The sequence below is a fragment of the Enterococcus sp. AZ095b genome (assembly GCF_051714725.1).
Taxonomy (GTDB): domain Bacteria; phylum Bacillota; class Bacilli; order Lactobacillales; family Enterococcaceae; genus Enterococcus_B; species Enterococcus_B pernyi.
Genome location: NZ_JBIOSL010000001.1, coordinates 1,615,062 through 1,626,930 on the forward strand (window position 1 = coordinate 1,615,062; position 11,869 = coordinate 1,626,930).

13 protein-coding genes are annotated in these 11,869 nt (G+C 39.3%); all 13 read right to left on the minus strand.

Features of this window, described 5'->3' with window-relative positions:
- Positions 1-121 precede the first annotated feature (121 nt).
- Complete coding sequence (locus tag IGJ99_RS07775; RefSeq protein ID WP_077151290.1) at positions 122-1,174, minus strand: lysylphosphatidylglycerol synthase transmembrane domain-containing protein; 1,053 nt, start codon at positions 1,172-1,174, stop codon at positions 122-124.
- A 10-nt stretch (positions 1,175-1,184) separates the two neighbouring features.
- Positions 1,185-1,457 (minus strand): DUF1294 domain-containing protein, encoded by a 273-nt coding sequence (locus IGJ99_RS07780; RefSeq protein ID WP_409173414.1) that lies wholly within the window; start codon positions 1,455-1,457, stop codon positions 1,185-1,187.
- Between the two features lie 13 nt (positions 1,458-1,470).
- Positions 1,471-2,373 (minus strand): diacylglycerol/lipid kinase family protein, encoded by a 903-nt coding sequence (locus IGJ99_RS07785; protein ID WP_409173415.1) that lies wholly within the window; start codon positions 2,371-2,373, stop codon positions 1,471-1,473.
- Between the two features lie 200 nt (positions 2,374-2,573).
- On the minus strand, positions 2,574-3,806 hold the full coding sequence (gene pepT / locus IGJ99_RS07790) for a peptidase T (RefSeq protein ID WP_010735319.1): 1,233 nt from the start codon (positions 3,804-3,806) through the stop codon (positions 2,574-2,576).
- Positions 3,807-3,821: 15 nt separating this feature from the next.
- Positions 3,822-4,946: a Nif3-like dinuclear metal center hexameric protein gene (locus IGJ99_RS07795; protein ID WP_010735318.1), complete on the minus strand. Its 1,125-nt coding sequence runs from the start codon at positions 4,944-4,946 to the stop codon at positions 3,822-3,824.
- Position 4,947: 1 nt separating this feature from the next.
- Entirely contained in the window at positions 4,948-5,640 is a 693-nt protein-coding gene (locus IGJ99_RS07800; protein ID WP_137072496.1) for a tRNA (adenine(22)-N(1))-methyltransferase, read from the minus strand.
- 222 nt (positions 5,641-5,862) lie between these two features.
- The gene (locus IGJ99_RS07805; RefSeq protein ID WP_010735316.1) at positions 5,863-6,294 is read right to left on the minus strand and encodes a hypothetical protein; all 432 of its coding nucleotides are present in this window, start codon (positions 6,292-6,294) and stop codon (positions 5,863-5,865) included.
- A gap of 183 nt (positions 6,295-6,477) precedes the next feature.
- Positions 6,478-7,404 carry a primosomal protein DnaI gene (gene dnaI / locus IGJ99_RS07810; RefSeq protein WP_010735315.1) on the minus strand — a complete coding sequence of 309 codons (927 nt, stop codon included), beginning with the start codon at positions 7,402-7,404 and terminating at the stop codon, positions 6,478-6,480.
- Complete coding sequence (locus IGJ99_RS07815; RefSeq protein WP_023519767.1) at positions 7,404-8,786, minus strand: replication initiation and membrane attachment family protein; 1,383 nt, start codon at positions 8,784-8,786, stop codon at positions 7,404-7,406. Before IGJ99_RS07815 ends, dnaI begins: the two co-directional genes overlap by 1 nt.
- Positions 8,787-8,808: 22 nt before the next feature.
- Positions 8,809-9,294, minus strand: coding sequence for a transcriptional regulator NrdR (gene nrdR / locus IGJ99_RS07820; protein ID WP_010735313.1), 486 nt, complete (start codon positions 9,292-9,294; stop codon positions 8,809-8,811).
- A gap of 458 nt (positions 9,295-9,752) precedes the next feature.
- The gene (locus tag IGJ99_RS07825; RefSeq protein WP_010735312.1) at positions 9,753-10,085 is read right to left on the minus strand and encodes a hypothetical protein; all 333 of its coding nucleotides are present in this window, start codon (positions 10,083-10,085) and stop codon (positions 9,753-9,755) included.
- Between the two features lie 57 nt (positions 10,086-10,142).
- Positions 10,143-10,763, minus strand: coding sequence for a dephospho-CoA kinase (coaE, locus tag IGJ99_RS07830; RefSeq protein ID WP_438770731.1), 621 nt, complete (start codon positions 10,761-10,763; stop codon positions 10,143-10,145).
- A complete protein-coding gene (mutM, locus tag IGJ99_RS07835) occupies positions 10,736-11,572 on the minus strand; it encodes a DNA-formamidopyrimidine glycosylase (protein ID WP_010735310.1) in 837 nt (278 codons plus the stop codon). Before mutM ends, coaE begins: the two co-directional genes overlap by 28 nt.
- Positions 11,573-11,869 lie beyond the last annotated feature (297 nt).

Below are 11,869 nucleotides of genomic sequence, written 5' to 3' on the forward strand. Positions count from 1 at the left end.
ATTCTGCGTGAAAGCAATTGTTGAACAGATATTGTTCAACAAACAAAAAAGAATCAATCTAAGCATTTTCAGCTCAGACTGATTCTCCATTTGAATTCTCCTTGAAAGATGTTCAAATTATTTAAATTTTCCCCTTTGTACGCTTTTTTTCTGCCTTTACTTCATGGATCTCTTGACGTAAGATATTCCGTCTTTCTGCAATCACATAGAAAAATCCATAAATGAATGGCAAGATGAACGAGCCAAATCGATAAAGCAATAAGGAAGAAACAGCATCTACCGTTCCAACAACAGGTCGAAAGAGCAATAGATAAACAAATTCAAACGAGCCAATGCCTGCGGGTGTTGGTAAGACTCCTGATAAAACCACTGCAAAGCTGATAAATGAAAATGTCAAAAGAAAATCAAGATGTGGATGATTTTCTACTAAAAACAGATAAGGCATCACATACCAACAGAGTAGTTTTAGCAGGTTCCAACAATAGATCCTGATCAATGCGGTGCGGTCCTGGATGATCGTTTGCACCGTTTCTCTCAGTGAATAGATCTGGCTGTTGCACGTATCGACCCAGTGACGTAAACGTTCAGTTTTGAATAAACGATTGGAAACTTTGACGAAAAAAACTTGAAGATTCAAACTGACGGAGACGGTCACAAGAAATAAAATGATCAAAGCCGTCAAAATGATACCAGCAATGATAAACCAAATCATATTTGGTGCCTTTTCGTAGAACAAAGAAAATTGAACAATCAAGCCAATGACTGCATAAGTGATCACCGCTAATTTATACATGATCATATGCAGGGCAGTGACTCCTGCTCCTTGAGAAAACTTCATCCCTTTTTTATTGTAAAAATAAATTTCTGAGATCAGAGTACCCGTTCCAAATGAGACAATCCGATAAAAGGCAATATAACAAGACGTCCAGAATCCATCACTTGTACTGAAGGATTTGGAAAACGGCTTGGCGATCTCTTTGATTGAGCGACCTTCTACAATTTGATAAAGTGTACCGAAAAAAAACATCGCCAGAAGCACTTGGACACTTGTTGAAAGCAACTCCTTGAAAATATCCGCAAAAGATTGGTTGATCAAATAATAAATAATAGCGAGAATAATAGTCAATAATAATAAATTAATGATGATTTTGATTTTTGTTCCTTTAGTAGACATGTACGACTCCTTAATGGAAAAAATAGATCAAGACGAGATCAATCATGATTCCTAACATGAAAACGATCGTGAACTTCTTTTTTTTAGTTTTGTGACGAAACATGCGTTGTGCGAACAAACCGCCCAAACCACCGCCTAACAAGCTAACAAACAACAAATTACTTTCTGGTACACGCCAAGCGCCTTTTTTTGCCTGACGTTTATCATAACCCATCAAGCCAAATAGATAAACATTCACAATGAATAAATAAAACCATAAGGGATTATGCATCAATACTTCCATCAACTTCCTCCAATTATTGCTCATCTTTTGGTACATAGATCGTTATACCTTCTGGGATGACTTTTAATTCGATCGGTAAGTCATCTGTAGTATCACCATCCGTCCGAGTCGTCACTTTCTTTTCTCGTGCCTGGATATTGACTTGACTAGCTGTCAGATATTTGATTCCAGGAACAGAATAGATCTTACCTTTGATCATACGTGGGAGATAAAATGCAAACCGGAAAAAATCTAATGAGGGCACGATGGTGATGTGGAACTTGCCATCATCTGGCGCAGCAGAATCATCGAAACCAGTAAAACCGCCTACTGAGTTGGACATCGTGATCGTCAACAACTGTGCTTTTCCCTTCCAATGCTCTTCTTCCGTTTTGATATCCAAATGATATTTTTTCTTTTTTAGCAATAATTTTACGAAACGTTTGATAAAGATCCATGAACCATATTTTTGCTTTTCTTTTTGGCTGATCCAGACCGCTGTGTCTGCTAATATGCCAATAGTCAAAGTAGAAATGACTACTTTATCATTCACTTTCCCATAATCGATTTTGCGGATCGATTCCTCTAACATCATTGCTGCTGCTTCTTCTTTCTCAAAAGGAATGCCTAACACTTTCGCTAAGTTATTGATCGTTCCACCAGGTAATAAGCCAACATGGTAATGGTCTAATTCATCTTGGAATGCTTGGATGATATGGTGGATCGTGCCATCACCACCAATGATGACTAGTGTATCTACCTCATGTTCTTTTGCTTTTTTCCTCAATGTTTCATCTTTGATCGACGGTCCAGTTTCTGTTAGATAAACCTCTAGTTCTGGTCGGTGTTTTGCGACGTACTCCTTGAACCATTCTGCTAATTGTTCCCCTTCATCCTTTCCTGAACTTTTGTTATAAAATACCAGTAACTTCTTCATAAACCATATTCCTCCTACTTTCCTACAAAAAACAAAGGGAGTGGATGCGAAATAAACGCTCACCCTCCCCCATGAACAGTGATTCGAGCACTGACTAAAATAGCCTCGAATCAATCATATGTCAATGCAGTGTAGCAATCAACCAATAATGTGAGATTATTGGTTGAAATTTAATCTTTTTTATCAATGAAACGGATCAATTACACCTGCGTATTCAACTCCGCGATTTTAACAATGACATCTGTCGCTTTTTCCATGACTTGTAGAGACACAAATTCAAAACGTCCGTGCATGTTTTCGCCACCTGCAAATAGATTTGGTGTTGGTATCCCCAGATAAGAGATTTTTGAGCCATCTGTCCCACCACGTACCGGTTCAATCACTGGCTTGATGTCTAGTTCGATCATTGCTTTTTCAGCTAGATCAACGATACTCATATCCTTTTCGATGATTTCACGCATATTGTAGTATTGATCATACATTTCTACTTGAATACGCTCTTGGTCAAACCGTTGATTCATTTTTTCTTGAATGCTTGTGATCATTGCTTTTCTTGCTTCAAATGACTCACGTTTATGGTCACGGATGATATAGCTCATTTTCGCCTCTTCTGGACTACCATTCAAAGCCATCAAATGGAAGAATCCTTCATAACCATCTGTTTTTTCAGGAACTTCATCAGCTGGTAATTCATTGTGGAAGTCGATCGCTAATTGTAAAGCATTGATCATTGTATTCTTCGCTGTACCGGGATGGACATTTTTCCCTTGGATCGTGATGTTTGCTTGCGCTGCACTAAACGTTTCGTATTGTAACTCTCCTAAAGGTCCACCATCGATCGTGTAAGCAAAATCCACGTTGAACTGTTCTACGTCAAATTTGTCCGCACCAACTCCGATTTCTTCATCTGGACCAAAAGCGACTTTGATCTCCCCATGAGGAATGGAAGGATTTTTCAACAAAATCTCCATAGCTGTCATGATTTCTGCAATACCTGCTTTGTCATCTGCGCCTAATAATGTCGTACCATCAGTTGTGATCAACGTATGGCCATCATAATTTTTTAAATTAGGGAAATCTTTGACATTCAAGGTAAAGCGCCCTTCTTTATCTAGAACGATCGTTGATTCTCCATCATAATTTTCAATGATCTGAGGATTTACACCTACTGCATTGAAATCAGCTGTATCCATGTGAGCAATAAAACCAATCGAACGTACGTCATGATCGATATTACTAGGTAGTGTAGCTATCACAAAACCGTTTTCTGTATTATATGTTACATCAGACAAGCCTAGATCTTCTAATTCTTTTTTCAAAACTTGCGCAAACTCTACTTGCGTTTGGGTAGATGGCGTAGTATGACTTGTTGGATCGGATTGTGTTTCCGTTTTGACATATCTTAAAAATCGCGGTAATAAGTTCTCGTACATAAATGACTCTCCTTTTTATTTAAATTCAAATGGATTGGTCGATGTTTCTGAAACAAAAAAGTCAACCGTCCAATTCTCTTCGTTTTTCCACTTTTCAAACTTCTCTACAAATTTTTCCTTACACAATGATTCGATATAATGGCCAGGATCAATTGCAGCTAATCCCGCACTTTGCATATCTTGCGCTGTATGGAAATAAATATCGCCAGTAATATAGACATCCGCTCCTTGAGCCAAGGCTGCGGGATAAAACTTCTCACCACTTCCACCACAAATAGCGACTCGTTTGATCATTTTTTGTGGACTTGTCGTTGGGCGAACCACACGTAAACCTTCCAATTGAAAAACTTCTTTTACATGGGCTGCGAAATTATCCAAGCTCTGTTCTTTTGCTAGTTCCCCAATACGACCTAATCCCCAGGTTTTAACTGGTGCATCGATCGAGAACAAATCAAATGCTGGTTCTTCGTAAGGATGTGCTGCAAACATCGCTTGTAAGACTTTCTCTTCTATATTTTCTGGGAAGATCACTTCGACTTTGGCTTCTTGGACTTGTTCCCCACGGCCGACTTCACCAATTGTTGGATTCGCTCCAGCTTTTGGACGGAATCGACCTTGGCCAATCGAGGTAAAACTTGTACTATCATACTCTCCTTGTTCTCCGGCCCCCGCTTTTGCTAAGGCAGCTCTTAAACGCGGAGCATCCTCCACTGGAAGATAACTGATCAATTTTTTGTAGCCACGTTCATGTGTTCGAACAAGATGACCTGTGACCTCAATTCCTAATTGCTCACAAAACCAATCGTTCAACCCATCTTCAATGATATCCATGTTTGTGTGGGCAGCATAGACTGCAATATCATGTTTCAACAAATCAGCGTACATTTTTTCTTGTGGAGAATCAGTAATCAAGCGTTTGACTGGTCTAAAAATCGGGGGATGTTTTGCAATCAAAAGATCGATCTTTTTCTCAATGGCTTCTGCCACCACTTCTGGTCGGACATCTAAAGTCATCATCACACGTTGGATCGGTTTGTCCAAGGTGCCGATGTGCAACCCAACTGGATCGCCTTCTTCTGCTAACCATTGCGGGCAATAGCTTTCAAATTTTTTGATGAAATCTTGTGCTTTAATGGACATGTCATAAAACCTCCTTGATCCATTCCACCTCTTGTTGGATTGTCTCATATCTGTTTTGTTCACTCGCATTTTTTAATTGCTCTAAGATCACTTCACGTTGTTTAAGCTCACGTTGCCATTTTGCCGAAAAAGCAGCGTTTTTCTCTTCGAGTAAGAATGGCCCAAACATCAGCTCTTTTTCAGAATAGTCGATGGGCTGTTCTTTCTTTTCAGCTACGATGATCTCATAGATTTTTTTGTTTTCTTCGATGATTTCTTCTGCAATGATCTGATAGTTATTTTCTTTCAGCCACGTTCTTAAAGTTTTTTCGCCAATATTGGGCTGTAGAATCAAACGTTCTTCTCCCGATAAGCGCTGGTTTTGTCGACCAGATTCTAAGATGTCGCGAATCAAAGAGCCTCCCATGCCAGCAATCGTGATCGCGCTGATTTGATCGTCCTTTTCGATGGCCTCTAATCCATTGGCCAAGCGTACCTCGATTCGCTCAGACAGTCCATTTTTCATCACCTGTCGTTTTGCCGATTCAAAAGGTCCTTTAACGACTTCTCCAGCTATAGCAAAGTCGATTTTCCCTTTTAGCATCAATGCGACGGGTAAGTACGCATGATCTGAACCGATATCTGCTAAACGAGCAGCTTCCGGTACAAAACGTCCGACAGTTTCAAGACGTTTCGATAACTCTGTGTGATTCATTTTTCCACTCCTTAACTACTGAATGTTTGGATGTCATCCAATTTGTCATGACTTTAGACAAACACTTACTTATTAAAGTTATCCTACTTATTTACATTTTTATGATAACTATTGTTCTTATCTCTATCATAACATTAGTTTATGTTCAATAGAAAAAAGAACTGGGAAAATATCCCAGTCTTTTTTTAGCAAGTAATCAAAAGATTTCGATTGATTCTTTTTTTATTGGGCAGTGATCTCAATGATCGAATTTCCAGGAACTTGTGGAGGGATCGACATCGTCATGACCGCCATTTCTACCAATTTAAATTCGATCTTTTCTCCTTCTTTCAAGGAATCGACACCACCAGTGATTTGATCCACTGAAGCATTTAAGATCACCCCATCATTGCTGAAGGACGTACCGATATTTGCTGGATCTTCTATTTCTTCTACATCTTTGACGGTGATTTGGTATACATCACCTTCCGCTTCGCCGAAGCTTTCGATCGTACCTGTAAACACACTTTGCTTTTGTTCGGTAGAACTATCTGTTTCCACTGTCGATTCTGCATTGATCGAATCGATTGAACCTGTACTTCCTTCTTCGTTGCCGCAGCCTGCCAATGCAAACAAGAGACCGGCAGCAACTAGACCAGTTAAAATAGCTTTCATCATACATCCTCCGTGTAATTTCTTGCGTTACTGCTTTGATGATCCCATCCGGTTATTTCTTCAAGTCCATGGATTCGTTTCATCTTAACTTTGTTCATTTTATGAATTTTTATTGAAAAGGTGAAAAACAGTGACAGTTGAGTAGATACTCCAACCTGTTTCTGTAAAAATCATTTAATGGCATTAGCCATTTCGGCGATTTCGGCCTGTCATTTCGATTTCTTTTGTCAAATAGCGGATTCGTTCCATGATCCGTTTGGCTTTCAACGGTTCCTCATCGCCTCGTTGTGTCACCGTCAAATGCTGTTCTAATTCGTTCATCGTGAAGTTTGAAGAAAAGAACGTTGGCAATTGTTCTTGCATCCGATACTGTAAGATGACACCAAATACTTCGTCACGGATCCAACTACTCATCGCATCCGCTCCAATATCATCGATCATCAAGATCGGCGATTTCTTCACCGCATCTAACTTCTCAGCCACTTGATCTTTACCGATGGCTTGCTTCATTTCCACTGCAAATGTTGGAAAATGAACCAACGTTGTGGTGAATCCTTTGATTGCCAGTTCTTTCGCTGTTGCACCTAAAAGATAGGTTTTCCCGATACCAAAACTTCCGACCAAGTACAACCCTTTGTGAAAGCTTTTAGGATCAGCTGAATATTGTTCAACGAAGTCTAATGCTTCCAAGCTTGCATAGCCACGTCCATCTGTTCGTTCGAAATTTTCAAAGGAAGCAGATTGAATGTCTTTGGGCATATCCATTGCTTTCACACGACTCTTGATCTCTTCTTGTTTTTGACGAGCTAAGAGTGCTTCTGTCGGCACGTAGGTGACGTCGACATAGTGGAAATTCAATGTCAATTTTGGTTCATATCCGGGAGCGATCATGGTTGGATCGTTCGTTTGATATTTTCTTTTTTCTTGGACATACTCATAGAGTTTGGCATAACTTTTTTCGATATCCGCTTGCGTCAATCGGTCTTGATGGGCTGACAGAAAGGCTTGAACATCCGCATCATTCAAAACTTCAGCAATCATCTCGGAATACTTTTCTTGGTAGTTGCGTTTACTGATGATTTTCTTCAGTTCTTTTCCCACATCTTCCATTAGCTCTCACCTTCCTTTTTAGCCAGATACTCTTTGAAGCGACGATCGATCTCGGCTTTTTTCTCTGTACTGATTTGCGTTTCGTCTTTTGGTTGATTGACCCAATCAGGCAATTTTTCTCGCCTTACATTTCGACGATAATTTGACGTGTTGTTTTGTTTTGACGCTTTCGGTTGTTTCGCTTTCGTACTCAAGGTATGGAGATGTTCAATCGCTTCTTCTGGCGTACTGATTTTTTTTTGCGCCCACTCATTAGCGATCGTATTCACGAAGCTCGCATTTAAGCTCGCATGGTTTTTTATAACTAACACATAGTTGATCAAAATGTTGATGACACTGCTAGACAGACCGGATTGAGTGACCAAATCTTGCAACAACCAATTTTCCTGTTTGGAAACATACCCGCCTTTTTCTTTTTTTATCGCTTCGAGATAACGCATCGGTGGGGTTTGGCGTGCGACTTGGATCAATTGTTGTGCAGCACTAGGCAACGCCTGATTGACAGGGACACCTGTTTCAGCAGACTGATCGGTAACCAGAGTGTTGCTCGATTGTCGCAACGTATTCTGCTGTTGCTGCCGTAACAAGACGATCCGTTGGAGTTCTTTTAAAGATACTTCTTCTGTCGTAAAATCAAATGACTGTAGAAGCAACTCTCCTAAAGTCAGTTCATCGAAGCCATAGAGTTGTTGGTATGTTTTCGCTTGTTGCAGAACTGGTTCTGTCAACTGATTGATGTGTTGTTTCTTCAACCAATCGGTTAAAAACGTCCAGTCAAACGAGTCTGAATCTGCGATCAATGATTTGGGTTCAACAGTTGTGAATTGTTGCTGGATCGATTCCACTTGTTCTTGGTTTGCTGCATAGACTGTTTCATTGAACCGATAAACTTCCAAAAACTTCTTAGTGATTTTTTGATAGCCTTCATGCGAAAGATTTTTTGGCTTAAATAATTCCGTCAATTGGTTGAATCGACGTTCGCCAACTTTTTCTAAAAGTAAAAAAGAAAGTAACGTGTCATTGAAAAACGTAGGAACGTCCATCGGTTCTAGCAACTCATAAAGAAAACAATTACCCAAATTTTCATCTTTTTTGAAATAGACTTCTAAAAGACCGATTCCTTCTAATTTTTTTCGTGCCTCATAAAATTGCGGTAATCCACAACTTAGACTACTCAATAAATCGGCGTGTAATCCTTCAGGACCTACGCCAGTTTCTAGCGAGATCTCCGAATACAACGTCAAGTAAAGACTCAACGCTTCTCCCCCGATCAATGGTTGGTAAAGGGATAACAAGGCAGACTTTCCTTCTTCTTTTAAAGGACTGCTTTTTCTTCCTTGGTAAATATTTTTCGGTTGTAATTCTTTCCACGCATTTTCCAAGGAATGCTCCCTCCTTTATTAATTACGCATCATTTTCACTATTACTCGTATCTTTTGCTTTATCAACAATGTCTTGTAATTCTTTCAAAAAGACAGACATATCTTTGAATTGACGATAGACACTCGCAAAACGAATATAGGCGATTTCATCTAAGTTCACTAAATCTTCCATGACGTATTCACCGATCAGATTAGTTGAAACCTCATTTTCGCCAAGACTTCTTACACGATTTTCAACATGGTTGACGATCTGTTCCATTTGTTCCATCGCTACTGGCCGTTTTTCGGCAGAACGGATCAATCCACGTAAAATCTTGTCACGATTGAATTCTTCTCGTTCACCATTTTTCTTGATGACTAATAAAGGTGCCGCTTCAATTCGTTCAAAGGTTGTAAAACGGAAGGAACATTTTTCGCACTCACGGCGTCTTCTTATCGCTCGACCATCGTCAGCTTGACGACTATCGATCACTCTTGAGTTATTATGTTGACATCTAGGACATCTCATCGTAATTTTCACCTCTCTTGGTGTAGTTTGATCGCTTATTTGAATGTACCATATGAAGTTGTTCTATCAGTTGATTTTTAACACCAATTATGAATCATTGGTGTTAAAAAGGCTGGTTTTCAACACTAAGCTTAAAAATTATAAAATATGAAAAGGATTTTTTCAATTTATATCTTATTGCTCAGTTCAAAGTGATTTTCACAACTTCACTGCTTATTGTTTTAGATTTTTTTCCACTGATTTTTTATTGAACTAATTCAAGTGGATCGTAATAAACGTTTTCTTATTACTAACTTTAGTATAACATGAAACAATTAAGCAATGCGACTGTCCCAGTTAAAAAATCGCTTGAACTGAAAGATTTGTTGTGTTTTATCTCAACGAACGAAAACAGACTGGCGTTCAGCACCAGCCTGTTTCTTTTTGATTTTCTATTTTAATCAATGCTTGGGTAATCCTTATAGTTTATCTTCGATTCCCGTGTAATGTTTCATTCGTTCTTCTTCGATTTTTTGTTCTGTTGAACGATGATCGACTTGGGGGTCTTGGTTTACTTCAGGACTTGTTTCTGGATCTTTGCGTTCTGTGGTTAAGTCCTGTCGCTTGGATTCTTTTTCGACATGTTGGTCTTCTAACTCAGCAATTCTCGCCCGGTATTCATCTTCACGAATTTTACCTTCTTCTGCTTGGATCTGTCCCTTTTCCTGTAAATCTTCTTTGTGGAGAATCTCACCAATTTTTTCTTTCGCAGAACCTACTACTTTATCTTTTTGGTTTTTGAATGTACCCATCGTATCATCTCCCCCTCTTTCTTTATATAAATAGCATAGCAAAATGTTGCGATTTACTCAAAGAAAGCGATTAAGCAACAACCATTTTTTGATTTCAGCGGATAAATCTTCCTTGGTTTGGCGATTATCGAATACGATATCCGCACGTTGTTTCTTTTCCTCGATTGACAGTTGGCTTTTCACCCGTTGTTCTGCTTCTTGCTTCGATAATTGATTGCGTACCATCAAGCGTTCGATTTGCTGAGATTCTGGGATATAGACAACTGCGACGGCATCCATATGTGTATCATACTGTCCTTCAAACAATAAAGGAATATCGACAACGATCAACGGATATTGTGCTTTCTTCTCTATGATTTCTTCAGTGATTCTCCCACGGATAAATGGATCTAATACTTGATTCAATTGCTCACGTGCAGTGACAGAGCCGAAAATCAATTGTGCAAGTTTTGCCCGATCTAACTGACCATCCTGTTGGAGGATCTCTTTGCCGAATGCTTGAACCAACGCTTGAAGTCCTGGCGTATCCGGTTCAACGACCTCTCTTGCCACTATATCGGCATCGATCACTGGAAAGCCATATTGTTGGAAAATAGCAGCGGCAGTACTCTTGCCTGTCGCAATTCCCCCTGTCAAACCTAAAACAAATCCTACTTGGGTATTCTTAATTTCTGACATGTTGGACAATAGTGCGTCCCCCTTTGCGCAACTTTCGTTTTCACGATTGGTGTTTGACAACGAATACATGCTTCTCCTGTCTGTCCATAGACATGTAAAGCCACTTGGAAACTCCCTGACTCACCTAACGCATTGAGATAACTTCGGATCGTTGTTCCCCCTGCTTCAACTGCTCGTGACAACACATCGATGATTGCTTGACGGAGTAATTTGATTTCTTTTGGGCGTAAAGAATCAGCTGGTTGCTCTGGATGGATCTTCGCTTCCCATAATGCTTCATCTACGTAGATATTTCCTAATCCTGTGACCAACTTTTGATCAAGTAATAAAGGTTTGATGGCTTTGTGTGACTTTTGTAGCCCTACGGTAAAGTCTTTTAATAAGAATAAATCTGGTAAAGGCTCTGGACCTAATTTCAAGATTCCTTTATAGGTATTGCTCGCTCCTTTTTCAACGATCGTCATGCGGCCGAATTTCCGTACATCGTGGTATCGTAATTGGCTGCCATCTTCAAAAGAAAAAATCACATGTGTGTGTTTGTCGATCGGTTCTTCTTTTTCAAAATATTGATATTTCCCCTCCATCCGTAAATGGGAAATCATTTCATAATGACTCAAGTGAAAAATCAAAAATTTCCCTCTGCGACCAATCGATTCGATCGTTTCACCAATTAACGTTGCTTCAAAAATCGGTACCTCCGGTTGTTCAATGATTTTCGGCCATAGCACTTGGACGTTTTTTATTTTTTTGTTTTTCACTAATTTTTCTAATCCTCTACGGACAGTTTCAACTTCTGGTAATTCGGGCATCCTTTTTCTCACCTACAATTTTCACTTATTTGATTTTGAATCGAACTTATCTGTGACAAAAATAAAAGCTATTTTGTTCCTGAACTTAAAACAGAATAAACGGTGTTCCATAAGCTGACCTTCAACATTAAGCTAAAAATTGTAAAAATATGAAAAGCTATTTTTCATTTTTCTATCTTACTGCTCAGATCAAAACGCTTTTGTCACAACCTTGATAAACAGTGTCCCCGAAGCAACTACTTCAGAAATAAGCCAAGAAACCCAAAAATTTGAAAAACAATTTTCGGGTTTCTCGCC

Excerpts from the sequence above, each read along its gene's own strand:
- IGJ99_RS07775 (WP_077151290.1), bottom strand. The coding sequence starts at position 1,174 with ATGTCTACTAAAGGAACAAAAATCAAAATCATCATTAATTTATTATTA.
- IGJ99_RS07780 (WP_409173414.1), bottom strand. The coding sequence starts at position 1,457 with ATGGAAGTATTGATGCATAATCCCTTATGGTTTTATTTATTCATTGTG.
- IGJ99_RS07785 (WP_409173415.1), bottom strand. The coding sequence starts at position 2,373 with ATGAAGAAGTTACTGGTATTTTATAACAAAAGTTCAGGAAAGGATGAA.
- pepT (WP_010735319.1), bottom strand. The coding sequence starts at position 3,806 with ATGTACGAGAACTTATTACCGCGATTTTTAAGATATGTCAAAACGGAA.
- IGJ99_RS07795 (WP_010735318.1), bottom strand. The coding sequence starts at position 4,946 with ATGTCCATTAAAGCACAAGATTTCATCAAAAAATTTGAAAGCTATTGC.
- IGJ99_RS07800 (WP_137072496.1), bottom strand. The coding sequence starts at position 5,640 with ATGAATCACACAGAGTTATCGAAACGTCTTGAAACTGTCGGACGTTTT.
- IGJ99_RS07805 (WP_010735316.1), bottom strand. The coding sequence starts at position 6,294 with ATGAAAGCTATTTTAACTGGTCTAGTTGCTGCCGGTCTCTTGTTTGCA.
- dnaI (WP_010735315.1), bottom strand. The coding sequence starts at position 7,404 with ATGGAAGATGTGGGAAAAGAACTGAAGAAAATCATCAGTAAACGCAAC.
- nrdR (WP_010735313.1), bottom strand. The coding sequence starts at position 9,294 with ATGAGATGTCCTAGATGTCAACATAATAACTCAAGAGTGATCGATAGT.
- IGJ99_RS07825 (WP_010735312.1), bottom strand. The coding sequence starts at position 10,085 with ATGGGTACATTCAAAAACCAAAAAGATAAAGTAGTAGGTTCTGCGAAA.
- coaE (WP_438770731.1), bottom strand. The coding sequence starts at position 10,763 with ATGTCAGAAATTAAGAATACCCAAGTAGGATTTGTTTTAGGTTTGACA.
- mutM (WP_010735310.1), bottom strand. The coding sequence starts at position 11,572 with ATGCCCGAATTACCAGAAGTTGAAACTGTCCGTAGAGGATTAGAAAAA.